A 25,162-nucleotide genomic window follows, 5' to 3' on the forward strand; every position below is an offset into this window, starting at 1 on the left:
CCCGGGAACGTGGCAGGCTCGCAGACGACCGCTCACCGGTCGGAGCGGGTGCGGACTCTGAGGAGGAACGCGGTGCATGTGGTGATCATGGGCTGTGGGCGGGTCGGCTCGACCCTCGCGCACAGCCTGGAGGTCCGCGGGCACTCGGTGGCGGTGATCGACCAGGACGCCGACGCCTTCCGTCGGCTCGGCCCGGACTTCGCCGGGATCACCGTGACCGGCGCCGGCTTCGACGGCGACGTGCTCCGGCAGGCCGGCATCGAACGGGCGGACGCGTTCGCAGCCGTCTCGAGCGGCGACAACTCCAACATCATCTCGGCGCGGCTGGCCCGGGAGACCTTCGGTGTCACGCGGGTGGCCGCCCGCATCTACGACCAGCGCCGGGCGCAGGTCTACGAACGCCTCGGCATCCCGACCGTGGCCACGGTGCGCTGGACGGCCGATCGGATGCTGCGGCACCTGGTGCCCGAGGGCACCGTGGAGATCTTCCGCGACGCGACGAGCACCGTGTCGATCGTCGAGGTGCCGCTCCACAAGGACTGGATCGGCCGGCCCGTGCGCGGGCTGGAGGAGGCGACGGGCGCCCGGGTGGCGTACCTCATCCGGTTCGGCATCGGCACGCTGCCCACGCCGTCCACCGTCGTGCAGGAGGGTGACCAGGTCTTCATGCTGGTCACCGACGACATCGTGAACACCGTCACCGCGGTGGCGGCGCGTCCGCCGGAAGGGGGGCAGTGACCATGCGGGTCGCCATCGCGGGCGCCGGCAACGTGGGTCGCTCCATCGCCCAGGAGCTGATCGACAACGGCCACCAGGTCATGCTGATCGAACGCCAGCCCAAGATGCTCCGCCCGGACCGGGTTCCGGACGCGGAGTGGGTGCTGGCCGACGCGTGCGAGCTCGCCAGCCTGGAGGAGGCCGACGTCGCCGGCTGCGACGTCGTCGTCGCCGCCACCGGCGACGACAAGGTCAACCTGGTGGTCTCGCTGCTGGCCAAGACCGAGTTCGCGGTCCCCCGGGTGGTCGCCCGGATCAACCGGGCCGAGAACGAGTGGCTCTTCACCGAGCAGTGGGGCGTGGACGTCGCGGTCAGCAAGCCGCGCGTGATGGCCGCCCTGGTCGAGGAGGCGGTCACGGTGGGCGACCTGGTCCGCCTGATGACCTTCCGGCAGGGCGAGGCGAACCTCGTCGAGATCACCTTGCCGCCGACCGCCCCGTACGTCGGCCAGCCGCTGCGGGACGTGCCGCTGCCGCGCGACTCCGCGCTGGTGGCGATCCTGCGGGGTAAGCGCGTGCTGGTGCCCAGCCCGGACGACCCCATCGAGGCGGGCGACGAGCTGATCTTCGTGTGCACCGCCGAGGTGGAGGACGCCGTCCGCGCGGTGGTGCTGGGTCCGGACAGCGTCGAGCGGACCCGCGAGTCCCGCTGACCGCCGGGGCCGCCCGGCCGTTCCGTCAGGGCACGGTCGGGCCGACCGTCAGGTCCGTCAGGGCACGCCGGGCCGACCGTCAGGCCGTCGACGCCGGCGACGACTCGTGGGTCACCCGCCGCACCGTCCAGACGGTGATCAGCAACAGCAGCACGTACGGCGGGTAGCCCAGCACCAGCCGGGCCACGCCCAGCGCGGTGTCCTGCTGGGCGAGGTAGAGGCCGGCCTGGACGCCGACCTTCGCCAGCCAGACCACGCCCCACAGCACGGTGAGCCCGGTGAACGTGCGCACCAGGCGGGGGTCCTGCCGCCAGTCGGAGCGGCCCTTGGCCACCAGCACCGACCAGATCCAGCCCACCAGGGGCTGCCGGATCGCCGCCGAGACCAGCAGCGCCACGCCGTAGCCGATGCCGTAGAGGATGCCGGGAAGGTAGAAGTCCCGTTCGTCGCCGGTCCGCCAGGCGATCGCGGCGCCGATGGCGATGCCGAACAGCCCGTTGACCGCGTGCCGGATCGGCCGCCGCTGCGCCAGCCGTAGGGCGGCGATCGCGACCGCCACCGCCACCGAGGCGATCACCGCCGGACGCAGGTCGCCGACGATGTTGGCCACCACGAAGACCACCACCGGGATACTGGACTCCAGCAGGCCCCGCCAGCCGCCCAACTGGTCGGCCATCTGCTCGGCGATGGTCGGCAGCGGCTCCTCTTCGTCCGGCCCGGCGCCCGGCTGGGCCGCCCGGTGCTGTCCCGTCGTCATCGCGTGCCTTCCGTCCGGGTCACTTCGGCGGTTCCAACTCGTAGTACGGGTTGTAGATGACCTTGCGGTCGTCCCGCACGGCCACCCGGCCGCGCGCGGTCAGGTGCCGTCCGGGCTCGATGCCGGAGATGTGCCGCCGTCCCAGCCACACCAGGGTCACCACGTCGCTGCCGTCGTAGAGGTCCGCCTCCAGCGTGGGCAGGTTCGTCCGGGGGGTGTAGACCACCGTGCGGAGCCGGCCGGACACCGAGACCACCTCGCCCCGGCTGCACTGCCGGGCCGGCACACCGCCGTGCTCGGCGCTCTCCCGGCGCAGCTCCTGCGCCTCGATCTCCGCCTCGCTCGCGGTGAGCCGTCGCAGCATGCGCCGCAATGAACCCCGCCGCTCGTCGGTCGACATGACCTCCGCGTCACCCTTCCCACGCTGGCCCGGCCCGGGGCCGGTAGTGGACCGGCCCCGACGACGCCGGGACCGCTCCGCCAGCGTACGCCGACACGGCCGGCACCGGCGCGGGCGGTGGACGTCCGGCCGGGCCCGCGTCGCCGTCCCGGCGCGGCCGGCTGGGACCCGGGCCCGGGCGGCTGTCGCCTGGCCGGACCGTCGCCTGGACCTCGCCTCGGTTCGACGAGATCGGCCGGGCGGACCCTAGGCTTCCCGGGCCTCGCCGGCGGCGGCCGTGGCGGCGTCGCCCGGGCCGGCCTGCTCGGCGACCTCCCGGGGCAGCCGCAGCGGCAGTGGCTCGCGGACCGGCTTCGCCTCGTGGCCCCGGTCGACCACCAGGCCCTCCAGGCAGGTGGCCAGCGGGCCGGCCGCGGCCGGGTTGGTCGCCGCGTCGCCCTGGAAGACGCCGCGCACCATCCAGCGCGGCCCGTCGACGCCGACGAAGCGCAGGTCGGTGATGCCGTCCTGGGTGCGGACCCGGGCCTGCAACTCGGTGCCGTACTCGCCCTCGATCTCCTGGGCGGCGGCGCCGTCGTTGAAGAGGGACTGGCGGATCTCCTCACGCACCTCGTCCCAGATGCCCTCGCTGCGCGGGGCGGCGAAGACGCCGAGCTGGAGAGCGTTCTGCCCGTGGACGAGCACGACCTGCTGGATCACCCCCTGCTGGTCGGCCTGCACCCGCACCTCGACGTCGGGCACCGCGGGGATCTGCAGGCTGCCCAGGTCGAGTCGCTGCACCCCGGACGGGGCCTCGCTGGCGTCGTACGGGCCGCGCGCCGGAGCCTCCGGGATCACCGGTGCCTCCAGCTCGTTGGCGTCGCGGACCTCGGTCCGCTCGTCACGCGTGTGCCGCCCGGCACCGGCCCGCTTTCGGGAGAAGATCACTGCGCACACCCTCCGCTGTTCGCACTCACCCTGCCACCTCTTCCGTCCGTCCGCCCGCCCGTTGGTGGACCGGCCGCCGGTCGTACCGCGTCACGGCGCCCCGGCCGCCGGCCGCCGGCCGTCCGTTCCCGGTGCGGCGGGCGCCGGCACCAGGTTGGCGTGGCCACCGGTGGAGCCGTGCCCGCCGCTCCCCCGCCGGGACGCGGGCAGCTCCGCCACCGGCTGGAACTCCGCCCGCGCCACGCGCTGCACGACGAGCTGCGCGATGCGGTCGCCGCGGACGATCCGGGCCGGCGTCTCCCGATCATGGTTGATCAGGTTGACGAAGATCTCACCCCGGTAGCCGGCGTCGACCGTACCGGGCGCGTTGAGCACGGTCACGCCGAGCCTGGCCGCCAGCCCCGAACGGGGGTGGACCAGGCCCACGTACCCCTCCGGCAGCGCGATGGCCACGCCGGTCGGCACCAGGGCGCGGCCGCCCGGTGGCAGCTCGACGTCCGCGGCGGCCACCAGGTCCGCACCGGCGTCGCCGGGATGGGCGTACGCCGGGAGCGGTAGCCCGGGGTCGAGCTGGCGTACGGGCACGGGTACGACGTCGGTCACGGTTCCCCTCTTCCGTCCGGTTCCTCGGGTGACCCTGCCATCCTGCCCGGTCGCCGGCCCGTCGTGCGCCGTACCCTTTACCACGTGAGCGTGTCCCCGTCCCCGTCGTACGCCGAACGGCTGAGCCTGCCCTGGTGGCTCTGGGTGGGTGGGCTGGCCGTGGCCGCCCTGTTCGCCGCCGAGATCTGGATGGGTGCGCCCGGCGTCCGGGCGTGGCTGCCGTTCGTGGTGCTGCTGCCCGCCGCCGTGGCCGGCATGGCGTGGCTGGGCCGGATCCGGCTGGCCGTCCAGGAGGGCGAGCTGCGGGTGGACGACGCCCGCCTGCCGGCGCGCTTCGTCGCCGACGTCGTGCCGCTGGACGCCGCCGGCCGACGCGAGGTGCTCGGCGTGGGCGCCGACCCGCTGGCGTTCGTGGTGCAGCGGCCGTGGATCGCCGGTGCGGTGCAGGTCGTGCTGGACGACCCGGCCGATCCCACCCCGTTCTGGGTGGTGAGCACGCGCCGGCCGGTCGAGCTGGCGGAGGCGCTCCTCGCGGCCCGGGACGCCGCGGGGACCAGCCCCGCGGGGCGCTGAGCCGGCTCAGGGCGCCTTGGGCAGCGCCGGCGGCGGGCCGGGCAGGCTGCCGGCGCGGCGCCGGAGGTCGGTGCGGAGTTCGTCGGCCATCGTCCGGGTCGCCCGCCGGTTGAGGTAGCTCGCCACCGCGGCGCCGGTGAGGAACGGGCCGAGCGTGGTGAGGTTGCGGCCGAAGCGCCGGAGCAGGGTGTCGCGCAGCTCACGACGGGCCGCGGTGCCCAGTACGGCGCTCACGCCGACGCCCGGCATCATCGGGTTGATCCCCCGCTTCGTGGCCCACGCCTGCACGAGCGCCACCGACCGCTGGGCCCGGCCCGGCGGCAGCGGCACGCCGTAGACCTCGTGCAGCTCGCCGGTCAGCTTGAGCTCGATCGCCACCACGGCGACCGTCTCGGCGGCCAGCAGGACCGGCGCCGACAACAGGGTCGGGGTGATGGCCCACTCGACGGTCGCGACACCGCCCCCGGCCGCGCCGACGCCCGCGGTCGCCCGGGCGGCGTTGCGGATGAGGCGTTCGGCCAGTGCCTCGTCGTCCAGGTCCGGGAAGTGCCGGCGCAGGGTGGCCCGGTCCCGGACCGGCACGTGCGGGGCGATCTCGGCGACCGTGTCGACCATCCAGCGCACGGCCGCCTTCGGCTTGAACAGGTCACCGAGGTTGCGCGCGCGGGCCTGCCCGACCAGCCGGCCGAGCAGTTGGCGGCGACGCGCCGGCCCGATGTCGTCGGCCGTCAGCGCGGCGACGGTGGCCCCCAACTCGTCGCCGCCACCCGCCGATTCGCCTCCGGCCGCCGATTCGCCGCCGGCCGCTGATCCGTCGGCGGCGCGCGCCGGGGCCGCGCCGGACGCGACGTCCCGCTCGTTCCGCTCGGTCATGGCACCGAACCTCCCCGGTGGACGCGCCGCCGACCTGGCGGCCGTTCCTCACGAGTCAAGCAGCTCCACCGGGCCGCCGCACGGCAACCGGAACGAGCGGCGGCCCCGGATGGGAGCCGCCGCCGGTGATGCCGCGTGCGGTCAGACGCACTCGCGGCAGATCAGTTCGCCGTTGCGCTCGACCGCCAGTTGGCTGCGGTGGTGCACGAGGAAGCAGCGAGCGCAGCGGAACTCGTCCTGCTGCATCGGCAGCACCTTGACCGTGAGCTCCTCGTCGGCCAGGTCGGCGCCGGGCAGCTCGAAGCTCTCCGCCACCTCGGCCTCGTCGACGTCCACGGCGCCCGACTGTGAGTCGACGCGCCGGGCCTTCAGCTCTTCCAGGCTGTCCTCGCCGAGGTCGACCTCGTCGCGACGCGGGGCGTCGTAGTCGGTGGCCATCGGTTTCACTCTCCCATGTCGATGTTGTCGCTTCCGGTTGTAACGCCGGACGACGTTGTTTCGGTTCCGCTGGCCGGCCACCACTTGTGTCGGTCACCCGACCCGACGTGCCGGGCCGGTGCCGCCAGAGAAACTTCCCCGGCGAGCGCGGTACCTTACCCCCCCTTTGGGCGTGGCATGTATACCGCCCTCGTGGCAGAGATGTACGCCCCCGCACGGCAAGTTGTTCCCAATGTGACTCAGGCGACACGAAGATAGGGGTAGTACTACCCGGTTCCCGGTCGGCGCGCCGGCATGTCCGCCTGTTTCCACGCGACGGCCGGACAACCGTTAACCTCAGCGGCGTACTCGACGGCCGGCCCGGTGGCCCGACCCGCCGCCGGCCGCCACCACCCACTGCCCGGGAGCGCCCTGATGAGCTTTGCGCGAGTGCGAGCACTCGTAGTGGTCGGCCTGCTGGGGGTGCTGGCGCTGGTCTTCGTGGTCGTCGCACTGGTACGTGACACGCAGAGTGAGGCGGGCATCGGCGGCGGCTGCCCGGAGGGCTGGCCGCGCGCGGACGTGACCCTGCGAGAGCGCAAGGACGTGAAGATCAACGTCCTCAACGGCACGGATCAGCCCGGCCTCGCCAACAAGGTCGCCGACGAGTTCCGCAACCGGCAGTTCCAGGTCAAGAAGACCGGCACCGGGAAGCAGATCGAGGACATCGCGGTCCTGCGGTACGGCCCGAAGGGTGTCGGTTCGGCGCACCTGCTGCGCGCGTACTTCCTGGACAACGCCGAGTCCGAGTACGACCCGAAGCGTACGGACGACACCGTCGACGTGGTGCTCGGCAGCGCCTTCCAGCAGCTGGCCACCACCACCGAGGTCAACCAGTCCCTGGGCGACCTCGGCTCGCCGGTGGCGCCGCCGGGTTCCTGCCCGATGCAGCAGAAGTGAGCTCCGGCACCGGCCGGCCGAGGCCGGCCGGCCGGCGTCAGGGGCCGCCGGCGGCGTCGAGGTCCGCCAGCCGGTCGTGCAGGGGCCCGAAGAGAGCCGGTGGCGCGGCGACGACCATGTCCGGCCCGGCCGCCGCGCCGCCCAGCCCGGCGACCCGCAGCCCCGCCTCGGTGGCCACCAGACCGCCGGCCGCGAGGTCCCAGGCGGCAAGCCCCTTCTCGTAGTACGCGTCGACCCGCCCCTCGGCGGCGAAGCAGAGGTCGATGGCGGCCGCACCGAGGCGGCGGATGTCGCGGACGTGCGGGATCAGCTCCGCCACCACCCGGGCCTGGTGGGCGCGGCGCTTCGGGTCGTAGCCGAAGCCGGTGGCGACCAGGGTCTGGCCGAGTTCGGTCTCGGCTGAGCAGCGCAGCCGCCGACCGTCGCGCCAGGCGCCGCCGCCGACCGTCGCCGTCCACTCCTCACCGGTGCTGATGTTGCGCACCACCCCGGCGACCACCGTGCCGTTCACCTCGGCGGCCAGCGACACGGCGCTGTGCCGGAGCCCGTACAGGTAGTTGACGGTGCCGTCGATCGGATCGATGATCCACCGCACCCCACTGCCTCCCTCGGCGGCCGCACCTTCCCCGTACTCCTCGCCGAGCACCTGGTCCTGCGGACGGAGCGTGGCCAGCGCATCGAGGACCTGTCGCTCGACCGCCCGGTCGGCAGCGGTGACGACGTCGGTGGCGGTGGTCTTGGTCGCGGCGACCGACACCCCCTCGGCGCGCATTCGGGACGCGGTGTCCGCCGCATTCCGCGCCACGTCGACGGCGATCGTGAGCAGTTCCTTCGGTGTCGGCACTGAACTAGTCAAACTTCCCCCTGCCCGCACACACGGGTGCGCGCGAATTGATGAGGACCAGCACGGAATCGTCTCCGCCGTCTCAGCGTCGCTCATCCTACGGTGCGGCCGAAGACTGGTCCGGCGAGAGCCGGACGACGCCAACGGGACTGGGGGCGCGCGTGCCTGTCAGCGGCGGCGCCAACGCGGACCGGCCACGGCCAATCGTCCACGGCCCCCACTTCTCCCGCCTCCACGCACCGTGACCACCGGCCGCGCACCAGCCGGACGCGTTCGCACCAACCGAATCTGAACTTGTGACCACAACTCAAAGCCGGGATGAAATGAACGGGTACGGCAACCAGACGAAGATCTACGGCGAGGTGTGGTTCAACACCTGCTGCATTCCGCAGCGCAACGCCTTCACCGTCAAGGACCGGTACAGCGACGGCACTCGGATCAAGGTTTACTGGAGCGGCGCAAGGTATGGCAGTTACACCTTGCCGGACGGCGCGGGACGCGAGACGACCTTCAGCATCGAACCCAACAACGTCACGCGCGCCGTTATTCACTGGAAGGCCTGCACTCTGGCAGCGGTGGCGTTGAATGGTGCAACCCCCTCATGAACGATTACATCGACTGAGGCTCGGTAATCTGTCTGCTCGACCTAATTTCAAACAAACTGACGCATTGACTCGGCGTGGCCGCTCCGTGAACGGCGATAGTGGCCGCGCCGACGCGTCGCACCAAATGAGGGCGGTCGACGCGGTGCGATCGTCACGAATATCCGACGACAGTCGCGCCTGCCAAACCGGGGATCCCACCGCGTCCGGCGCGTGTCGAAATGCGCGTGCGGAGAGCGTTCGCGCGAAAGTGCCGCAGGATTCCGGCGCGACACCGGAGTCGACAGACCGGCCCCTGATTGTTGTCCCGGCAGGCGTCGTCCACGTGCCGGCCGTTACGGCCGGGCTGTGACGTTGGTCGCGCCGACCGTCCCCGGCGACTGGGCCGATCCGGGACCGGGCAGCAAGGCAGGACCGCACGCACCGGGGCGGAGCCCGCTCGTCGCCTCGCTGATCCACCTCTGCGGCGGCGTGGGCCACGCGGGTCGACAGGTCGTCGCCGGGTGCGGGGTCCCTGGCGCGGCGTCTCGCCTCGGGGTGGATTTCCGCTTTATGTGCGGATCGCATCCTTACCCACGCGCTGTCTGCACCGAATCGGCCACTTTCGCGGCCGGTACACCGTGCGCCGCCGGATGATCGCCGTGGACGGCGTTACAATTCACCCTGCCCACGCGCCACGGACCGCCAGCGACCGGCCGGCCCGGGACACGGGGGTCCCTCAACGACATCGCCCGGCACAAGCGCTCCGCCTCGCGCCGGACGACCCGGCCGTGCTCGCTCTTCGCCTCCGGAAGGTCATTCGTGACAGAACCCCGCCAGACCGGCGCCGACGTTCGCTCGCTCACCGACACCCTGATCGCGCACGCGCAGAGCGCCGGCGGTCAGCTCACGTCGGCCCAGCTCGCGCGCACCGTCGAGTCCGCCGAGGTGACTCCGGCCCAGGCCAAGAAGATCCTGCGGGCGCTCTCCGAGGCGGGAGTGACCGTCGTGGTCGACGGCTCGGCCACCACCGCACCCCGCCGCCGGGTGGCGGCCGCACGTTCGGCCACCCCGGCGTCCCGGGCGACGACCGCCAAGACCACGAAGAAGGCCGCCGCTCCCGCGCCGAAGCAGGCGCCCGCCGCCGACGAGGCCCCGGCCCCGGCACCGCGGAAGGCCACCGCCCGCAAGGCCACCGGCACCACCGCCGAGGTGGCCGCCAAGGCGGCGGCGCCGGCCAGGAAGGCCACCCGGGCCACCAAGGCGACGGTGGCCGAGGCCGGCCCGGCGAAGGCCGCCACCAAGGCCAAGGGCGAGACCGACGCCGAGGGCGAGATCGATCCGGAGGAACTGGCCGCCGAGATCGAGGACGTCGTCGTCGACGAGCCGGCCGAGCTGACCCAGGCCGCCGAGACCGACGCGGCCAACTCCGCCAACGACAACGACTTCGAATGGGACGACGAGGAGTCCGAGGCGCTCAAGCAGGCGCGCCGCGACGCCGAGCTGACGGCGTCCGCCGACTCCGTCCGGGCGTACCTGAAGCAGATCGGTAAGGTCCCGCTGCTCAACGCGGAGCAGGAGGTCGAGCTCGCCAAGCGGATCGAGGCCGGCCTCTACGCGGCCGAGCGGCTGCGCGCCGCCGACGAGGGCGAGGAGAAGCTCAACCGCGAGATGCAGCGCGACCTGCTGTGGATCTCGCGGGACGGTGAGCGCGCGAAGAACCACCTCCTCGAGGCCAACCTGCGCCTGGTGGTGTCGCTCGCGAAGCGGTACACGGGCCGCGGCATGGCCTTCCTCGACCTGATCCAGGAGGGCAACCTCGGCCTGATCCGCGCGGTCGAGAAGTTCGACTACACCAAGGGCTACAAGTTCTCCACCTACGCCACCTGGTGGATCCGCCAGGCCATCACCCGCGCCATGGCCGACCAGGCCCGCACCATCCGCATCCCGGTGCACATGGTCGAGGTGATCAACAAGCTGGGCCGGATCCAGCGCGAGCTTCTCCAGGACCTGGGCCGCGAGCCCACTCCGGAGGAGCTGGCGAAGGAGATGGACATCACACCGGAGAAGGTGCTGGAGATCCAGCAGTACGCCCGGGAGCCCATCTCGCTGGACCAGACGATCGGCGACGAGGGCGACAGCCAGCTCGGCGACTTCATCGAGGACTCGGAGGCCGTGGTCGCGGTCGACGCCGTCTCGTTCTCGCTCCTGCAGGATCAGCTCCAGCAGGTGCTGCAGACGTTGTCCGAGCGTGAGGCGGGCGTGGTGCGCCTGCGCTTCGGCCTGACCGACGGCCAGCCGCGGACGCTGGACGAGATCGGTCAGGTCTACGGGGTGACCCGGGAGCGCATCCGGCAGATCGAGTCCAAGACGATGTCCAAGCTGCGCCACCCGTCGCGTTCGCAGGTCCTCCGGGATTACCTGGACTGACCGGAGCCGTCAACTGAACGTGTCGTTTTGAACACTTGGCGTGCAACGCCGCATGGTGATCGTTTGGTTGCACGAATGTGATCGTTGACGTGGCACCCTTGGTGCATGGCACGCTGTCGGAGCCATGTGTGACCTCGGTCCCCCGCGGGCACACAGGGAAGGCGAGGCCCGACAAGGGTGTTGCACGATAGGTGAGCAACGACCGAAGAGAGTGTTCATCGGTGACGACCAGAGGAGGAAGGCGATGACCCCGACCCTCACGCCGCCGCCCGAGACGGTGAGCCCCCCGGCCGCCGATGAACGGTGCGACCGCTGCAATGCTGCCGGCAAGCTCCGCGTCACTCTGGCTGGTGGGAGCGAGTTGGTGTTCTGTGGGCACCACGCGAACAAGTACGCCGAGGATCTCGTGAAGATCACCGTGCGGTACGCGACGGACCCGGAGTTCAGCTGGCGTGGCGCCGATCTGATGGCGAACTGAGTCCGTAATTCCGACATAAGACCGGCCGGGCCCCTGGAGGGGCCCGGCCGGTCTTTTCGTGTCCTGCGGCCCGCGTCGACCGGACAGCCGGCGCACGGCGGGCGGGGGGACGCGGCTGCGCCCGAACCGGGTCAGAGGGTCTGCACCGTCGCGATGCGTTCCTCGAGCTGCTCGATCGTCGCCTGGGCGCTGGGCGGGCCGCCGCAGATGCGGCGCAGCTCGGCATGGATCTTGCCGTGCGGCTGTCCGGTGCGGTGGTGTCGGGCCGCCACGAGGGCGTTCAGCTGCCGCCGCAGGGCCACGCGCCGCTGCGCCGCGCTCATCGGTGCCGGCGGGGCGGCGGTGGCCGCAGCGGACGTTTCAGCGGGCCGTTCGGCGGCTCGGCGTCGCTGCGCGGCGAGTTGCTCGGCCTGCCGCTTGGTCAGCAGCATGGCCACCTGGTCGGCGGTGAGCAGGCCCGGCAGGCCCAGGTACTCCTCCTCCTCCGGGGTACCGGCCTGGGCCGCGGTTCCGAACGACGCCCCGTCGAAGATCACCTGGTCGAGTTCGGCGGTCGCGGACAGCGCCGCGAACCGCTTTTCGAGCTCGCCGCTGGCCTGGTCGTCGCGCTGGGCACGCTCCAGCAGGTCGTCGTCGAAACCCTCCCGGTCCTTCGGCTTGCCGAGCACGTGGTCCCGTTCGGCCTCCATCTCGCTGGCCAGCCCCAGCAGGTGCGGCACGCTGGGCAGGAACACCGACGCGGTCTCCCCGGACCGGCGGGCCCGGACGAACCGGCCGACGGCCTGGGCGAAGTAGAGCGGCGTGCTGGCGCTGGTCGCGTACACGCCGACCGCGAGGCGGGGGATGTCGACGCCCTCGGAGACCATCCGGACCGCCACCAGCCACCGCTGGTCGGACGCCGCGAACGTCGCGATCCGGGCCGAGGCGCCCACGTCGTCGGAGAGCACCACGGCGGCCTTCTCACCGGTCACCTGCTCGAGGAGCTTGGCGTACGACCGGGCGGCCTGCTGGTCGCTGGCGATGACCAGGCCGCCCGCGTCCGGCATGCCGGCGTTGCGCAGCACGGTCAGCCGGGCGTCGGCGGCCCGCAGCACCTGGGGCATCCAGTCACCGGCCGGGTCGAGCGCGGTCCGCCAGGCCTGCGCGATCAGGTCCTGCGTCATCGGCTCGCCGAGCCGGGCGGCCAGTTCCTCGCCGGCGTTCGTGCGCCAGCGGGTCTCACCGGAGTAGGCCAGGAAGAGCACCGGCCGCACGACGCCGTCGCGCAGCGCGTCGGCGTAGCCGTACACCGCGTCGGCGCGGGAGCGCAGCAGGCCGTCCCCGCCCCGCTCGTAGCTGACGAACGGGATCGGGTTGTCGTCGGAGCGGAACGGAGTGCCGGTCAGCATCAGCCGGCGCTCGGCCCCTTCGAAGGCGGCCTTCACGCCGTCGCCCCAGGTGCGCGAGTCCCCGGCGTGGTGGATCTCGTCGAGGATGACCAGGGTGCGGCGCGTCATCGTGCGCCGCCGGTGCACCTGCGGCGCCATGCCGACCTGGGCGTACGTGACCACGGCACCGTGGAAGTCGGCGGACGAGTGCAGGTCGGCGTTGCGGAAGGCGGCGTCGAGTTGGACGCCGACCCGGGCCGCCGCCTGCGCCCACTGGGTCTTGAGGTGCTCGGTGGGGGCGACCACGGTGACCGCCTCGACGGTGCCGTCGGCGAGCAGTTCGGCGGCGATCCGCAGGGCGAAGGTGGTCTTCCCGGCGCCCGGGGTGGCGACCGCCGTGAAGTCGGGGTCACGGCGGCGCAGGTACTCCACGAGAGCCTTGCGCTGCCACGCGCGCAGGGCCGGGAACGTCTCGAGCGCCGGCGTCCGGGCTGCCACGCGAGCTCCTCTCCGACCGCCTGAGGCGGGCACCGGCCGAGGGCCACGGGTGCCGCCGCCCATGAAAACGCCTCCGCGCAGAAGGTGCCGCGAAGGCCGACTCAGCATAACCGCGGGAGCCCCGGGACCCCACTCGACACAGCACGGGTCACACCGGCCCCGCCGGCCCCACGGCGGGGCGGGTCAGCCTGGGGCTCCCGTCCGGGGTGGGCGGAGCGTGGCGATCGGGGCGGACCAGCGACGGCGCAGGGAGACCAGGCGGATCAGGAAGACCAGGACCGCGGCCACGGTGAGCCCGATCGTGTCGGCATGGCCGAGCCAGTGCAGCAGGACGACGAGGACGGCGCCGACGAGCGCGGCGACCGCGTAGATCTCGCGGCGCAGCACCACGGGGATCTCGGCGGTCAGCAGGTCCCGGCCGAGGCCGCCGCCGATCGCGGTGACCATGCCGATGACGCAGGCGCCCACCGCGGGCACCTGCGCGTCGAGCGCCTTCAGGGTGCCGGTGACGGTGAACAGCCCCAGGCCGGCCGCGTCCAGCACCAGGACGGTGGTGCGCAGCTTGGCGAGCTGGGGGTGCAGCCAGAAGACGGCGACGGCGGTGACCGCGGCGGTGGCCGCGTACCGCCAGTCGGCGAAGGCCAGGGGCGGAACCTCGTCGATCACCAGGTCCCGGAAGATCCCGCCGCCGAGGGCGGCCACGAAGCCGACGAAGACGACACCGAAGAGGTCCAACCGCTTGGCGACCGCCGCCGAGGCACCGGAGGCCGCGAACACCGCGACCCCGGTGAGGTCGGCCAGCAGGAGGGCCGTGGAGGTGGTCACGGCCGCAGGTTACGCGGGCGGCACCGCCGCCCGCCCCGGTTCACTGGGCGAACGAGTCGTAGATCTCCTTGCACTTCGGGCACACCGGCGAGCCGGGCTTGGCCGCCTTGGTGACCGGGAACGTCTCGCCGCAGAGCGCCACGACGAAGGTGCCCATCACGGCACTCTCGGCGATCTTCTCCTTGCGCACGTAGTGGAACATCTCGGGACCGGTGTCGGCGTCCTTCACCTCGGGACGCTCGAGAACCTGTGTGCTCACTTCCACACCTCCAACCGCCAAGTCTGGCAGGTCACCCCGGGCCCGGTCCACTTCATGCCGTACCGGCCGAGGTCGTACGGTGGAACGTCGTGACCGACTTTCACATCCGACACGGTGCCGAGGTCGCCGACGCCCTGCGCGCCGGCCGCCCGGTGGTGGCCCTGGAGAGCACGATCGTCTCGCACGGCCTGCCCCGGCCCGACAACCTGCGGGTGGCCCGCGAGATCGAGCAGGCCGTCCGGGACGCCGGGGCGGTGCCGGCCACCATCGGCATGGTCGGCGGCCAACTCGTCGTGGGCCTCGACGACGGGGAGCTGACCCGGCTCGCCACCGTCGACGGCGTGGCGAAGCTCTCCGTACGCGATCTCGCCGTGGCGGCCGCGACCGGCGCGGACGGCGCCACGACCGTGGCCGCCACCAGCGCGGTGGCCGCGGCGGCCGGCATCCGGGTCTTCGCCACCGGCGGCCTCGGCGGGGTGCACCGGGAGGCCGCGCAGACGTTCGACGAGTCCGCCGACCTGACCACCCTCGCCCGGACGCCGATCGCCGTCGTCTGCGCGGGGGTGAAGTCGATCCTCGACGTGGGCGCCACCCTGGAGCGCCTGGAGACCCTGGGTGTGGGTGTGGTCGGCTACCGCACCCGCCGATTCCCCGGCTTCTACCTGACCGACGGCGGGTTCGACCTCGACTGGTCGGTGGACTCCCCCGAGCAGGTGGCGGCCGTGCTCGCCGCGCGTGACCAGCACGGCCTGCGCACCGGCGGGTTGATCGTGGCCAACCCGCTGCCCGCCGACGAGTAGTTGGACCCGGCACTGCACGACCGGACCCTCGCCGACGGGCTGACGTTGCTGGAGCGTGCGGGCGTGACCGGGAAGGCGGTGACGCCCTTCCTGCTGGCGCACTTCCACTCGGCCACCGAGGGCGCCAGCCTCGCGGTCAACGTCCGCATCATCCTGCGCAACGCCGACCTCGCCGCCCGGATCGCGGTCGCGGCGTCCCGCCCGGCATGACGGCACCCCGCGTCATCGTCGTCGGCGACCTGATCACCGACGTGGTGGCGGTGCTGTCCGGGCCACCGGTGGCCGGGTCGGACACCTCGGCGGCGATCCGGTTCACCGGCGGCGGCCAGGCGGCGAACACGGCCGCCTGGCTGGGGGCGCTGGGCGTACCGGTGACGCTGGTGGGCGCGGTCGGCGACGACGGGCCGGGCCGGGACCGGGTGGCCGAACTGGAACGCGGCGGCGTCGACTGCGCGGTCTCGCGCGTGCCGGACGCCCCCACCGGGACGGTCATCGTGCTCGCCACGGCGGACGACCGCACCATGGTCACCGAGCGGGGGGCGAACCTGCGGCTGACCCCGGAAGCGGTGGAGGCGGCGCTGGACGCGGCGCCGGACGCCGCCCACCTGCACCTGTCCGGCTACACCCTCCTCGACGCGGGGTCGCGGCCGGCCGGGCTGCGCGCGTTCGCCGCGGCCCGCGAGCGGGGCCTCACGGTCAGCGTCGACGCGGCCTCCGCGGCCCCGCTGCGGCGGGTGGGCGCGGCGGCCTTCCTGACCTGGGTACGCGGGGTCGACCTGCTGCTGGTCAACGCCGAGGAGGCGACCGTGCTGGCCGGTGGCCTGGACCCGGCGGCGCAGGGGCGGGTGCTGTCCGCGTCGGCGCGTCGGGTCGTGGTGAAGCGTGGCGCGGCTGGTGCGGTGTGGGTGGATCGGGACGCCGCGATCGCGGTGGCGCCGGCCCGCCGAATGGCGGTGGTCGACCCGACGGGGGCGGGTGACGCCTTCGCCGCCGGCCTGCTGTCGGCCTGGCTGGCCGGAGCGCCGCCGGAGGCGGCGCTGCACCGGGCCGGGGACCTGGGCGCGTCGGCGGTCGGCCAGGTGGGCGCCCGACCGCCGCGCTGACCGCCGCCGGCCGCTCCGGCGGACCCCGGGCGTTGCCGGACTGTCCGACCGGTGCGGCCGTCGTCCCGACGACCGATCAGTGGCTGGCGGAGCGGGTTCGAGCCGGGCGGATCAGGGCTCGGCGTCGATGACCTTGTGGGGCTGCTCCTCGGTGGTCAGGCTCATCGGCGGGGTCTCGTCCCGCTGCCGCGGCTGGAAGCGGCCGGCCAGGCGGTGCTGTTCCTTGGGCGGCCGGTCGTTGGCGAGCAGCACGGCGAGCCAGGGGATGAGGATCATGCCCAGGGCGACCAGCGGCAGCCAGAGCCAGAGCAGTGGGGCCTGCGCGCCGACCAGGATCGCGCCGACGATCACGCACGCGACCCGGACGCCCATCATCAGCACGTACCGCTTCTGCCGGCTGTTGAGCTGGTCGTCCTGACTGCGCGAGGCGTCGGTGATCAGGATCGGCTGGTACGCCTGATGCTTCACCGCGGACCTCCTCGAGGGGTTACGCCCCATCCTGTCACTCCGCAGGCGTGATCAGCGAGATTCGACGCAGACCAGGTCGTGTTACGACCGTGGTACGCTCGCGCCGTGGGCAGCAGGTTCAGCTTCACCGACGAGGCGCTGGCAAACCTGAGGGTCTACGACGTCACGCCGGGGGAAGTCTGGGAGGCGCTGCACAGCGGTCGGCGGGTCATCCGCCACCTGGGCGACGACGTGATGGTCGTCTACGCCTCCGCCCGTCGGGGGCGCCGGCTGGCCGTGCTGCTCGCCGAGGCCGACGGCACCGACAACGACTGGGACATCCTCTCCGCCCGCGAGCTGACCGACGTGGAGGCCAAGCGTTACGACGAGGCCGTGCGGAGAGAGCGCCGATGAGGAGGCGGTCAGCATGAACCGTGACGAGGCGGTCAAGCGGTTCCACGGCGGCGACGCTCTTGCCGACCTGATCGACGAGAGCCAGCCCGCGGAGCTGCCCACCCCGGACACCGACGGCCCGATGGTGAGCCGGTCGGTCCGGCTGCCCCTGGAGACGTACGAGCGGGTTCGCGCCGCCGCGGACGCGCGGGGCATCGGGGTGACCACGCTCATGCGGCAGTGGATCGAGGCCGGCCTGGCCGACCTGGACGACTCGGCGACGGTCTCCCTCGCCGACGTCCGGCGCGCGCTCGCCGCCCTCTCCCGGCCGACGGCCGCCTGATCCGTCCCGCCCCTCGTCAGGCGGGAAAGGTGCCACCGCGGGAGGTCCGGCGCCCCAGTGGGGAGGCGGGCCGCTCGGGCGGCCGCCCCCGGCCGCGCAGCACGTCGGCGACCGCGACCCCGGAGAGCACCACCACGACCAGCGCCAGCGCCGCCATCGGGGGCGCCTGGGTGAGCGGCGGGACGGCCAGCGCCAGGACCACCACCGCCACGACCCGGGGCCGGGAGACGCGGCCGAAGATCTCGTACTCGAAGCGGGCCCGGGCGATCAGGAAGAGCACCGGGCCGCCGACCACGAAGAGCAGCCACACCGGCTCCAGCGGATCGAACGGGTGGTCGATCACCAGCTCGTAGCCGATGCCCGTGGCCAGCACCGCCGCGACGATGAACAGGTGGGTCTGGGTGGCGGAGGTGCCCAGCGGACCCGGCTCGCGGGCCGCGCGCAGGGCTTCGGCGAACAGGTGGCCGGCCCGGTGGAAGTAGATCCGCCAGAGCAGCGCCGTGGTGATGAACGCGAGCGCGAAGGCGAGGGCCCGATCGTCGTCGAAGTCGGGCCCGCTGTACGTCATGCCGATCACCAGGATCGTCTCGCCGAGCGCGATGAGAAACATCTGCTGGTAGCGCTCCGCGAGGTGCTCGCCCTCGATCCGCCAGCCGGACGGGCGGGCGGCGCCCAGCCGCGGGAGCGGCCAGCCCAGCGTCAGGCCCAGATAGTCGATCGTCAGGGCGAGTAGCCACAGCGGCATCCGCAGCTCGTCCGGGCCGAGCGCGCCGGCGAGCCAGGGCACCCCGCCCACCGCCGCCCAGCCGGCGAGCCGCAGCGGCACCTGCCGGCGCGGATGCCCGCGCAGCGCGGCGGCGATGACCAGCGGCCGGCCGATCATGACCGCCAGGTACGCGGCCACGAACGGCACCGCCCGCTCCTCGAAGGCCCGGGGCAGCGCCACGGCCATGACCAGGCTGCCGAACATGGTGCCGACCACGACCGCCTGGATGGCCGTCCGCTCCGGCTCATAGCGGCTGGTCACCCAGGTGGTGAGGTTCCAGACCAGCCAGACCGCCAGGAAGAGCAGCAGCGTCTCCAGGAGGCCGTCACCCGGCTGCCGACCGGTGACGTCGTCGACGAGCCGCTGTGACACCCGGGTCAGCGCGAAGACGAGAGCCAGGTCGAAGAAGAGCTCCAGGAAGGTGGCCCGGGGTGAGCTGACCGCCGGCCGGAGCAACGCCGCGCCGCGTTCCGCCCTCGCTCCGTCCACCTGGGCTTCAACGAGCCGGGCCGGAGCCCCGTTGCGTCGTCCCGACCGCGTCACTCCGACGGAGCCAGCTGCCCCCGCGCGGTGCAGGTCGGTGGCGTCAGGCCTTCGCCGCCTTCGCGGCCGCCTTCATCTGCTGCTTGTACTCCCGGACCCGGCGCAGCGACTCCGCGTCGGTGACGTCGGCGACGGACCGGTACGCGTCGGTGTCCCCGTAGCCGCCGGCCGCCTCGCGCCAGCCCTCCGGCGTGACCCCGAACCGCTTGCCGAGCAGGGCGACGAAGATCTGCGCCTTCTGCTTGCCGAACCCCGGCAGGTCGGCGACGCGGCGCAGCAGCTCACGGCCGTCGGCGACCCCGTTCCACAGCCGGGCGGCGTCGCCGTCGTACCGGTCGACGAGGACCTGGCACACCTCCTGCACCCGGGCCGCCATCGCCTTGGGGAAGCGGTGCAGCGCCGGTGGGGTCGCGAAGAGGGCGACCAGGGCCTCGGGGTCGTACCCGGCCAGCTCGGCGGCGTCCGGCTCGTGCCCGAGGCGCTGGGCGAGCACGTACGGCGAGGAGAACGCCTTCTCCATCGAGACTTGTTGATCGAGCACGAGCCCGAGGACGAGAGCCAGCTGATTCCGATTGATAAATTCGTTGGCCTCGGGATCGATGGGCAGTGACAGCGTCATGGGGACCATCCTGCCGTCGATCGGGCAGCTCCGGGCACATCCTTGCCGGACGGCGCGTGATGCCTTGTCAGCGGGGAGGCAGACGATTGATGGCTAGTAGTGTGCGAGGATCTGCGCGACCGGGTGACCCAGAAGGTCGGCCGCGCGGGCCAGTTCGTTGGGGTCGAGTTCGTATCCCGCCCTAGTCGCGTTCAAGGCGCTCACCTCGAAGCGAGCGAAGCCAATCGGCTCCTCGTAATGCAAGGTGTTCAGCCCCACGACGGCACCGCAGCAAGGCACTGCCACGTCCAGGTGGTCGAAACCCATGCCGTTCTCGCGGACGAGGTCACCGAGCCAATCCATGCTGATGACTCCGGCGCAGCGCGGGCACGTGATCCGCTCCATGTACATGCCGGCGTCTATCAAGGTCACTCGGTCGTAGAAGGTCTGTTTCACCTCGTCGACAGCGTCACCGGGCCCGGAGAACAGGCTCGCCACGTAGGCGACGAGGGCGGCTGCGGCTTCGGGATCCGGCTGCCAGTTCGGTTCCGTGGGAACCAGGCGGATGTAGTCATCGCTCACCGGTCTGGCCAGACGCCCGTTGAGCTGGGGTGGGGCCTCTCCATGGTTAACGCACCTGCTGGTCGAGAACCATGCCGACGAGCAGCGCCAGCGGGCTGCGCCGCAGCAGCGCGTTGGCCTCCGGTTCGATGGGCAGCGCGAGCGTCATGCTCTCCATCCTGCCCCTCGACCGGGCCCTCGGGCATCCCGACCCACCGGCCGTTACGGCGATGCGTGATCCAACCGGCACTCCGATTCACGATGAGGTTAGCCTGTGCTAACTTCACCCCGGTCGCGCCTGCCGTCGTCCGTCGACTCCCTGGAGGGTCCGCATCGTGTCCGCAACGTTCCGCCGGTCCACCACGACGCTCGTCGCGGCCGGGCTGCTCGCCGTCGGCCTGGTCGCCTGCGGGTCCGGTGAGGACGACGCCGCCGATCCCGGCAAGCCGAACGACAAGGTCATCACGGTCTACAGCGGCCGCAACGAGCAGCTGATCAAGCCGCTGCTGGACAAGTTCAGCCAGCAGACCGGCATCAAGGTCCAGACCCGGTACGCCACCACCGCCCAGCTCGCGGCGCAGCTCGTCGAGGAGGGCGACAAGTCCCCCGCCGACGTGTTCCTGGCGCAGGACGCCGGCGCGCTCGGCACGGTGGCCAAGAAGGGCATGTTCGCCACGCTGCCGGAGGCGGCCACCGGCAAGGTCGCCGAGGCGTACCGGGCGCGCAGCGGCCAGTGGGTCGGCGTGAGCGCCCGCTCCCGCGTGCTCGTCTACAACGCCGACCAGGTCACGACCGATCAGCTCCCGACGTCCGTCTTCGACCTGACCGGCCCGACGTGGAAGGGCAAGGTCGCGATCGCTCCGACCAACGCCTCGTTCCAGGCCTTCGTCACCGCGATCCGGGTGCAGCACGGCGACCAGAAGGCGAAGGACTTCCTGGCCGGCCTCAAGGCCAACGAACCGCAGATCCGGGACAACAACATCAAGATCGTCGAAGAGGTCAACGACGGCAAGGTGGCGGTCGGCCTGGTCAACCACTACTACCTGGGCGAGATCGCCAAGGAGCAGGGCACCACCCCGGAGGCGATGAAGGCCAAGCTGCACTTCTTCCCCGGCGGCGACACCGGCGCGCTGGTGAACGTGGCCGGCGTCGGGGTGCTCAAGCGCTCCACCGAGGACGCCGACGCCAAGGCGTTCGTCGACTACCTGCTCGGCGCGGAGGCCCAGCAGTACTTCGCCGAGGAGACCTTCGAGTATCCGGTGGTGACCGGCGTCCCGGGCCCGGCGTACGTGCCGCCGCTGGCCGACCTGAAGGTACCGGCCATCGACCTGAACGACCTCGACACGCTCGAGGCCACCGTCGCCATGATCACCGAATCGGGGCTGGTGCCCTGACCAGTCCGACGACCACCGCAGGGCCGGTCCTCGACGGGCCGGCCCTGTCCCGCGTACGCGGGAAGGCACGCCGGCTGGCCCCGCGCCCGGCGCTGCTCGCGGCCTCGACCGCGGCGGTGGCCGCGGCCCTGCTTCCCCTGGTCTACCTCGCGGTCCGCACCGCCGAGGCGGGGCTCGACCGGCTCGCCGCCGAGCTGTGGACCGAACGGGTCGCGCTGCTCGCCCTCCGCAGCCTCGGCTTGGCGGCCGTGGTCACCGCCGCCTGCGTGGTACTCGGCGTCGGCGCCGCCTTCCTGGTCACCCGCACCGACCTGCCCGGCCGGCGGACCTTCGCCGTGCTGGCCGCGCTGCCGCTGGCCGTCCCCACCTACATCGCGGCGTTCGCCTGGGTCTCCACGGTCGACGGGCTGGAGGGCTTCTGGCCGGCGGCGCTGGTGCTGACGCTCTGTTCGTACCCGTACGTCTTCCTGCCGGTCGCGGCCGCGCTGCGCGGCGCGGACCCGGCGCAGGAGGAGGTGTCCCGGTCGCTGGGCCGATCCGGCTGGCAGACGTTCACCGCCGTGACCCTGCGGCAGATCCGCCCGGCCACCGCCGCCGGCGGGCTGCTGGTGGCCCTGTACGTGCTCTCCGACTTCGGCGCCGTGTCGATCCTGCGGGCGGACACCTTCACCCGGGCCATCTTCATCGCGTTCGACCTGGGCTTCGACCGCACCGGCGCCCTGGTGCTCTCCAGCGTGCTCGTGGCCCTGACCGTGCTCCTGCTCGCCGCCGAGACGGCGACCCGCCGCCGGGGCGCCCGGTACGCGCGCCTCGGCGGCGCCCGCCGCCCACCGGCCCGCCTGCGGCTCGGCGCGGTCCGCTGGCCGGCCCTGGCGGCGTTGCTCGGCGTGGCCGCACTCGCCCTCGGCGTGCCCGCGGTCAGCCTGGCGCAGCGCCTGGTCACCGGGGTGTCCCGCCCGGGCGCCCTCACCGAGGTCGCGGTCGCCGCCGGCAACTCGCTCACCGTCTCCCTCGCGGGCGCGGCGCTCACCATGCTGCTGGCCCTGCCGCTGGGGCTGCTCGTCGCCCGGGCGCCCGGCGTGCTGACCACCGTCCTCGACCGGCTCGCGTACCTCGCCCACGCCCTGCCCGGCGTGGTGATCGGGCTGTCGCTGATCTTCTTCGGCATCGCCGTCGCGTACCCGCTGTACCAGACCCGGTGGCTGCTGGCGCTGGCGTACGCGACGCTCTTCCTGCCCCTCGCGGTCGGCGCGGTCGCCGCAGCCGCCGCCCAGTCCCCGCCCGGGCTGGAGGAGGTCGCCCGCTCCCTCGGCCGGGGCCCGCTGACCGTGCTGCGGACGGTCACCCTGCCGCTGACCCTGCCCGGCATCGGGGCGGGCGCGGCGCTGGTCTTCCTGACCGGCATGAAGGAGCTTCCCGCCACCCTGCTGCTGCGCCCGACCGGGACGGACACGCTCGCCACCGAACTGTGGACCGCGACGTCCGTCGGGGCGTACGCGGCAGCGGCCCCGTACGCGGCGCTGCTGGTGGCGATCTCCGCGCTACCCACGTGGCTGCTGGTCGCCCGCAGCGGTCTGCTGGACAAGGAGGACCACGGATGAGCGAGGTCGTGCTGGCCGGTGTGGTCAAGCGGTACGGCGCGGTCACCGCGCTGGCCGGAGTGGACCTCACCGTGCCGTCCGGGCTGCTCACCGCCGTGCTGGGGCCGTCCGGCTGCGGCAAGACGACGCTGCTGCGCTGCCTCGCCGGGTTCGAGCGGCTGGACGGCGGCGAGATCCGCATCGACGGCACCCCGGTCGCCGGGGCCGGCCGGCACGTCCCCGCGCACCGCCGCCGCATCGCCGTCGTACCGCAGGAGGGCGCTCTCTTCCCGCACCTCAGCGTCGCCGACAACGTGGCGTACGGGCTGGACCGCGCGGCCCGCCGGGGCGACCGGGTCGAGGAGGTGCTGGCTCTGGTGGGTCTCGCCGGCTACGGCGACCGGATGCCGCACCAACTCTCCGGCGGGCAGCAGCAGCGGGTCGCGGTAGCCCGGGCGCTCGCGCCCCGCCCCTCCGTGGTGCTGCTGGACGAGCCGTTCAGCGCCCTGGACGCCGGGCTGCGGGCCGGGCTGCGCCACGACGTGCGGGAGGCGCTGCGCGCCGACGGCGCGACCGGGGTACTGGTCACCCACGACCAGGGCGAGGCCCTGTCGGTGGCCGACCGGGTGGTGGTGCTGCGCACCGGTCGGGTGGTGCAGGCCGGGACGCCGACAACCGTGTACCGGGAACCCGCCGACGAGTGGGTGGCGGGCTTCGTCGGCGACGCCGTCCTGCTGCCGGCGGTCGTCGAGGACGGCAGCGCCCGTACGCCCCTGGGTGTGGTGCCCGTCGCCGGCGCCGCACCGGCCGGCCCGGTGACCGTTCTGGTCCGCCCCGAGCAGGTGCGCGTCACCAGCCGCCCCGGCCCGGTCACCGCGACCGTGCTGCGGCACGACTTCCACGGGCACGACGCGCTGGTCGGCCTGCGGCTCGCCGACGGCACCCGGGTCACCGCCCGGATCCTGGACGGCGGCCCGGCGGTCCCGATCGGCGCCGAGGTCGGGGTGACCGTGGAGGGCACCGCCCGCGCCTTCCCGTCCCGAACCCCGTCGCCCCGCACCCTGACCGCGGCCTGACCGCGGCGCGGCGACGACGCGGCGTGGCGTGGCGCACACCGGGCGGGCCGCAGGCGGCCCACCCGGTGTGCCGGCGGGTCAGTTCACCACGAAGCGGGTCAGTTCACCACGAAGAGGAGGCGGTTCGGCGAGCCCGAACCCGGGCTGGTGACCTTGCCGGTGGTGGCGTTGCTGGTCAGGTAGCTGCCGACCTGCGACGGGCTCCACGACGGGTTGGCCGAGAGCACGAGGGCGGCGGCGCCGGCCACGTGCGGTGCGGCCATCGAGGTGCCGCTCAGCGTGGCGGTCGCGGTGTCGCTGGTCCGGTACGCGGACAGGATGCTCGACCCGGGCGCGAAGATGTCCAGGCAGGATCCGTAGTTGGAGAACGACGAACGGGCGTCGCTGCTGGTGGTGGACCCGACGGTGAGCGCCGACGGGGTACGGGCCGGCGAGTAGTTGCAGGCGTTCGCGCTGGAGTTGCCGGCGGCCACCGCGTACGTGATGCCGGAGGCGACGGAGTTGGCCACCGCGTTGTCGAGGGCGCTGCTGGCACCGCCGCCGAGGCTCATGTTGGCCACCGCCGGCTTCACGGCGTTGGCGGTCACCCAGTTGACCCCGTTGACGACGCCGGTGATGGTGCCGCTGCCGGAGCAGTTCAGCACCTTCACCGCGACGAGCCGGACCTGCTTGGCGACGCCGTACGTCGAGCCGCCGACCGTACCGGCGACGTGGGTGCCGTGCCCGTTGCAGTCGGTGTTGTTGCTGTCGACCGTGTTGGTGCCCCAGGTGGCCCGGCCGCCGAACTGCGTGTGCGTCGTGCGGATGCCGGTGTCGATGATGTACGCCCGGACGTTGGAGGCGGTGTTCGGGTAGGTGAAGCTGCGGCTCAGCGGCAGGTTGCGCTGGTCGATGCGGTCCAGACCCCAGGGCGGGTTGGACTGCGTCGCGGTGGCGGTGAGCACCTTGTCCTGCTCGACGTACGCGACGGCCGGGTCGGCGGCCAGCCGGCGCGCCTGGCCGGCGGTCATCGTCGCGCTGAAGCCGGTCAGCGCCGCGCTGTACACGTCGCGGACGCTGCCTCCGTACCGTTTCACCAGCGTCGCGGCCCGGTCCGGCACGGCCGTGCGGGCGGTGGCGGACCCGGCGGTGCCCACCGTGTCCCCCTCGAGGACGACCAGGTAGCTCCCGCTGATGGCGGTCGGGGCGCCCGCGCCCCGGATCTCGCCGGTCGGCGCCGCCTGCGCCGGGGTGGTGACGGCCGCCGCGACGGCCACGGCGGTGGCGGTGACGGCGAACGCCCGGGTGAGGCGCCGTGGAACGAACCCTGCTGGCATCGTCTGCCTCCCTGCTCGGC

The 25,162-nt window shown here is 73.1% G+C and carries 28 protein-coding genes and 1 pseudogene; 14 read left to right on the forward strand and 15 right to left on the reverse strand.

The genetic code is table 11. The features are described from left to right. Positions 1-72: 72 nt before the first annotated feature. Entirely contained in the window at positions 73-738 is a 666-nt protein-coding gene (locus GKC29_RS26645; protein WP_155333426.1) for a TrkA family potassium uptake protein, read from the forward strand. 2 nt (positions 739-740) lie between these two features. Further along, entirely contained in the window at positions 741-1,430 is a 690-nt protein-coding gene (locus GKC29_RS26650) for a TrkA family potassium uptake protein (RefSeq protein WP_196255954.1), read from the forward strand. Between the two features lie 79 nt (positions 1,431-1,509). On the opposite strand, the gene GKC29_RS26655 is transcribed toward GKC29_RS26650, so the two are convergent. The 4 genes from GKC29_RS26655 to dut form a co-directional block, all read right to left on the reverse strand. Next, entirely contained in the window at positions 1,510-2,187 is a 678-nt protein-coding gene (locus tag GKC29_RS26655; protein WP_155333428.1) for a DUF3159 domain-containing protein, read from the reverse strand. A 19-nt stretch (positions 2,188-2,206) separates the two neighbouring features. Then, entirely contained in the window at positions 2,207-2,587 is a 381-nt protein-coding gene (locus tag GKC29_RS26660; RefSeq protein WP_155333429.1) for an OB-fold nucleic acid binding domain-containing protein, read from the reverse strand. 246 nt (positions 2,588-2,833) lie between these two features. Beyond that, complete coding sequence (locus tag GKC29_RS26665; protein WP_155333430.1) at positions 2,834-3,514, reverse strand: DUF3710 domain-containing protein; 681 nt, start codon at positions 3,512-3,514, stop codon at positions 2,834-2,836. 90 nt (positions 3,515-3,604) lie between these two features. Further along, positions 3,605-4,117, reverse strand: a complete 513-nt coding sequence (gene dut, locus GKC29_RS26670; RefSeq protein ID WP_155333431.1) for a dUTP diphosphatase — start codon at positions 4,115-4,117, stop codon at positions 3,605-3,607. A gap of 84 nt (positions 4,118-4,201) precedes the next feature. Here dut and GKC29_RS26675 point away from each other — a divergent pair, with 84 nt between their 5' ends. After that, complete coding sequence (locus tag GKC29_RS26675) at positions 4,202-4,690, forward strand: DUF3093 domain-containing protein (protein ID WP_155333432.1); 489 nt, start codon at positions 4,202-4,204, stop codon at positions 4,688-4,690. A 6-nt stretch (positions 4,691-4,696) separates the two neighbouring features. On the opposite strand, the gene GKC29_RS26680 is transcribed toward GKC29_RS26675, so the two are convergent. Beyond that, a complete protein-coding gene (locus GKC29_RS26680) occupies positions 4,697-5,563 on the reverse strand; it encodes a hypothetical protein (RefSeq protein WP_230688833.1) in 867 nt (288 codons plus the stop codon). 141 nt (positions 5,564-5,704) lie between these two features. After that, positions 5,705-6,001, reverse strand: a complete 297-nt coding sequence (locus GKC29_RS26685) for a DUF4193 domain-containing protein (RefSeq protein ID WP_007075406.1) — start codon at positions 5,999-6,001, stop codon at positions 5,705-5,707. Positions 6,002-6,430: 429 nt separating this feature from the next. On the opposite strand from GKC29_RS26685, the gene GKC29_RS26690 reads away from it, so the two are divergent. Then, complete coding sequence (locus GKC29_RS26690; protein WP_196255744.1) at positions 6,431-6,940, forward strand: LytR C-terminal domain-containing protein; 510 nt, start codon at positions 6,431-6,433, stop codon at positions 6,938-6,940. 37 nt (positions 6,941-6,977) lie between these two features. On the opposite strand, the gene GKC29_RS26695 is transcribed toward GKC29_RS26690, so the two are convergent. Then, entirely contained in the window at positions 6,978-7,796 is an 819-nt protein-coding gene (locus tag GKC29_RS26695) for an inositol monophosphatase family protein (protein WP_155333434.1), read from the reverse strand. Positions 7,797-8,080: 284 nt separating this feature from the next. On the opposite strand from GKC29_RS26695, the gene GKC29_RS26700 reads away from it, so the two are divergent. The 3 genes from GKC29_RS26700 (at position 8,081) to GKC29_RS26710 (ending at position 11,273) form a co-directional block, all read left to right on the forward strand. Next, positions 8,081-8,389 carry a hypothetical protein gene (locus GKC29_RS26700; protein ID WP_155333435.1) on the forward strand — a complete coding sequence of 103 codons (309 nt, stop codon included), beginning with the start codon at positions 8,081-8,083 and terminating at the stop codon, positions 8,387-8,389. Positions 8,390-9,187: 798 nt separating this feature from the next. Beyond that, positions 9,188-10,795, forward strand: coding sequence for an RNA polymerase sigma factor (locus GKC29_RS26705; RefSeq protein ID WP_155333436.1), 1,608 nt, complete (start codon positions 9,188-9,190; stop codon positions 10,793-10,795). A gap of 244 nt (positions 10,796-11,039) precedes the next feature. Beyond that, positions 11,040-11,273 carry a hypothetical protein gene (locus GKC29_RS26710; RefSeq protein WP_155333437.1) on the forward strand — a complete coding sequence of 78 codons (234 nt, stop codon included), beginning with the start codon at positions 11,040-11,042 and terminating at the stop codon, positions 11,271-11,273. A 131-nt stretch (positions 11,274-11,404) separates the two neighbouring features. Here GKC29_RS26710 and GKC29_RS26715 read toward each other — a convergent pair whose 3' ends face one another. From GKC29_RS26715 to GKC29_RS26725, 3 genes are all read right to left on the reverse strand, one after another. Further along, entirely contained in the window at positions 11,405-13,138 is a 1,734-nt protein-coding gene (locus GKC29_RS26715) for a DEAD/DEAH box helicase (protein WP_155333438.1), read from the reverse strand. A gap of 183 nt (positions 13,139-13,321) precedes the next feature. Beyond that, positions 13,322-13,963: a trimeric intracellular cation channel family protein gene (locus GKC29_RS26720; protein WP_155333439.1), complete on the reverse strand. Its 642-nt coding sequence runs from the start codon at positions 13,961-13,963 to the stop codon at positions 13,322-13,324. 40 nt (positions 13,964-14,003) lie between these two features. Next, positions 14,004-14,228 carry a DUF3039 domain-containing protein gene (locus GKC29_RS26725; protein ID WP_196255745.1) on the reverse strand — a complete coding sequence of 75 codons (225 nt, stop codon included), beginning with the start codon at positions 14,226-14,228 and terminating at the stop codon, positions 14,004-14,006. A gap of 83 nt (positions 14,229-14,311) precedes the next feature. Between GKC29_RS26725 and GKC29_RS26730 the strand changes: the two are divergent. Both GKC29_RS26730 and GKC29_RS26735 read left to right on the forward strand, forming a co-directional pair. Continuing rightward, positions 14,312-15,232: pseudogene (locus GKC29_RS26730) on the forward strand (pseudouridine-5'-phosphate glycosidase). Next, on the forward strand, positions 15,229-16,125 hold the full coding sequence (locus tag GKC29_RS26735) for a carbohydrate kinase family protein (RefSeq protein WP_155333441.1): 897 nt from the start codon (positions 15,229-15,231) through the stop codon (positions 16,123-16,125). The pseudogene GKC29_RS26730 and the gene GKC29_RS26735 overlap by 4 nt, the downstream one beginning before the upstream one ends. Positions 16,126-16,236: 111 nt before the next feature. Here the strand turns inward: GKC29_RS26735 and GKC29_RS26740 are convergent, their stop codons facing one another. Next, complete coding sequence (locus GKC29_RS26740; RefSeq protein ID WP_155333442.1) at positions 16,237-16,593, reverse strand: DUF3099 domain-containing protein; 357 nt, start codon at positions 16,591-16,593, stop codon at positions 16,237-16,239. Between the two features lie 105 nt (positions 16,594-16,698). Between GKC29_RS26740 and GKC29_RS26745 the strand changes: the two genes are divergently transcribed. After that, entirely contained in the window at positions 16,699-16,986 is a 288-nt protein-coding gene (locus GKC29_RS26745; RefSeq protein WP_230688834.1) for a hypothetical protein, read from the forward strand. A gap of 13 nt (positions 16,987-16,999) precedes the next feature. Further along, complete coding sequence (locus GKC29_RS26750) at positions 17,000-17,308, forward strand: hypothetical protein (RefSeq protein WP_155333444.1); 309 nt, start codon at positions 17,000-17,002, stop codon at positions 17,306-17,308. Between the two features lie 16 nt (positions 17,309-17,324). Here GKC29_RS26750 and GKC29_RS26755 read toward each other — a convergent pair whose 3' ends face one another. The 3 genes from GKC29_RS26755 to GKC29_RS26765 form a co-directional block, all read right to left on the reverse strand. Continuing rightward, positions 17,325-18,563 (reverse strand): low temperature requirement protein A, encoded by a 1,239-nt coding sequence (locus tag GKC29_RS26755; protein WP_155333445.1) that lies wholly within the window; start codon positions 18,561-18,563, stop codon positions 17,325-17,327. A gap of 97 nt (positions 18,564-18,660) precedes the next feature. Continuing rightward, positions 18,661-19,245 (reverse strand): HhH-GPD-type base excision DNA repair protein, encoded by a 585-nt coding sequence (locus GKC29_RS26760; protein WP_155333446.1) that lies wholly within the window; start codon positions 19,243-19,245, stop codon positions 18,661-18,663. Between the two features lie 84 nt (positions 19,246-19,329). After that, the gene (locus tag GKC29_RS26765; RefSeq protein WP_155333447.1) at positions 19,330-19,797 is read right to left on the reverse strand and encodes a hypothetical protein; all 468 of its coding nucleotides are present in this window, start codon (positions 19,795-19,797) and stop codon (positions 19,330-19,332) included. Positions 19,798-20,108: 311 nt separating this feature from the next. On the opposite strand from GKC29_RS26765, the gene GKC29_RS26775 reads away from it, so the two are divergent. The 3 genes from GKC29_RS26775 to GKC29_RS26785 are packed head-to-tail and all read left to right on the forward strand — an operon-like array spanning position 20,109 to position 23,826. Next, positions 20,109-21,170, forward strand: a complete 1,062-nt coding sequence (locus GKC29_RS26775; protein WP_230689118.1) for an iron ABC transporter substrate-binding protein — start codon at positions 20,109-20,111, stop codon at positions 21,168-21,170. Between the two features lie 44 nt (positions 21,171-21,214). After that, positions 21,215-22,771, forward strand: coding sequence for an iron ABC transporter permease (locus GKC29_RS26780; protein ID WP_155334360.1), 1,557 nt, complete (start codon positions 21,215-21,217; stop codon positions 22,769-22,771). Beyond that, a complete protein-coding gene (locus tag GKC29_RS26785; protein WP_155333449.1) occupies positions 22,768-23,826 on the forward strand; it encodes an ABC transporter ATP-binding protein in 1,059 nt (352 codons plus the stop codon). Before GKC29_RS26780 ends, GKC29_RS26785 begins: the two co-directional genes overlap by 4 nt. 98 nt (positions 23,827-23,924) lie before the next feature. On the opposite strand, the gene GKC29_RS26790 is transcribed toward GKC29_RS26785, so the two are convergent. Continuing rightward, positions 23,925-25,142, reverse strand: coding sequence for a S8 family peptidase (locus GKC29_RS26790; protein WP_155333450.1), 1,218 nt, complete (start codon positions 25,140-25,142; stop codon positions 23,925-23,927). Positions 25,143-25,162 lie beyond the last annotated feature (20 nt).

The organism is Micromonospora sp. WMMC415 (assembly GCF_009707425.1).
Classification (GTDB): domain Bacteria; phylum Actinomycetota; class Actinomycetes; order Mycobacteriales; family Micromonosporaceae; genus Micromonospora.

Bases quoted from the DNA above. Each gene is read 5' to 3' on its own strand.
- GKC29_RS26660 (WP_155333429.1), bottom strand. From the start codon at position 2,587: ATGTCGACCGACGAGCGGCGGGGTTCATTGCGGCGCATGCTGCGACGG.
- GKC29_RS26750 (WP_155333444.1), top strand. From the start codon at position 17,000: ATGAACCGTGACGAGGCGGTCAAGCGGTTCCACGGCGGCGACGCTCTT.
- GKC29_RS26735 (WP_155333441.1), top strand. From the start codon at position 15,229: ATGACGGCACCCCGCGTCATCGTCGTCGGCGACCTGATCACCGACGTG.
- GKC29_RS26655 (WP_155333428.1), bottom strand. From the start codon at position 2,187: ATGACGACGGGACAGCACCGGGCGGCCCAGCCGGGCGCCGGGCCGGAC.
- GKC29_RS26710 (WP_155333437.1), top strand. From the start codon at position 11,040: ATGACCCCGACCCTCACGCCGCCGCCCGAGACGGTGAGCCCCCCGGCC.
- GKC29_RS26760 (WP_155333446.1), bottom strand. From the start codon at position 19,245: ATGGTCCCCATGACGCTGTCACTGCCCATCGATCCCGAGGCCAACGAA.
- GKC29_RS26785 (WP_155333449.1), top strand. From the start codon at position 22,768: ATGAGCGAGGTCGTGCTGGCCGGTGTGGTCAAGCGGTACGGCGCGGTC.
- GKC29_RS26650 (WP_196255954.1), top strand. From the start codon at position 741: ATGCGGGTCGCCATCGCGGGCGCCGGCAACGTGGGTCGCTCCATCGCC.
- GKC29_RS26680 (WP_230688833.1), bottom strand. From the start codon at position 5,563: ATGACCGAGCGGAACGAGCGGGACGTCGCGTCCGGCGCGGCCCCGGCG.
- GKC29_RS26685 (WP_007075406.1), bottom strand. From the start codon at position 6,001: ATGGCCACCGACTACGACGCCCCGCGTCGCGACGAGGTCGACCTCGGC.
- GKC29_RS26790 (WP_155333450.1), bottom strand. From the start codon at position 25,142: ATGCCAGCAGGGTTCGTTCCACGGCGCCTCACCCGGGCGTTCGCCGTC.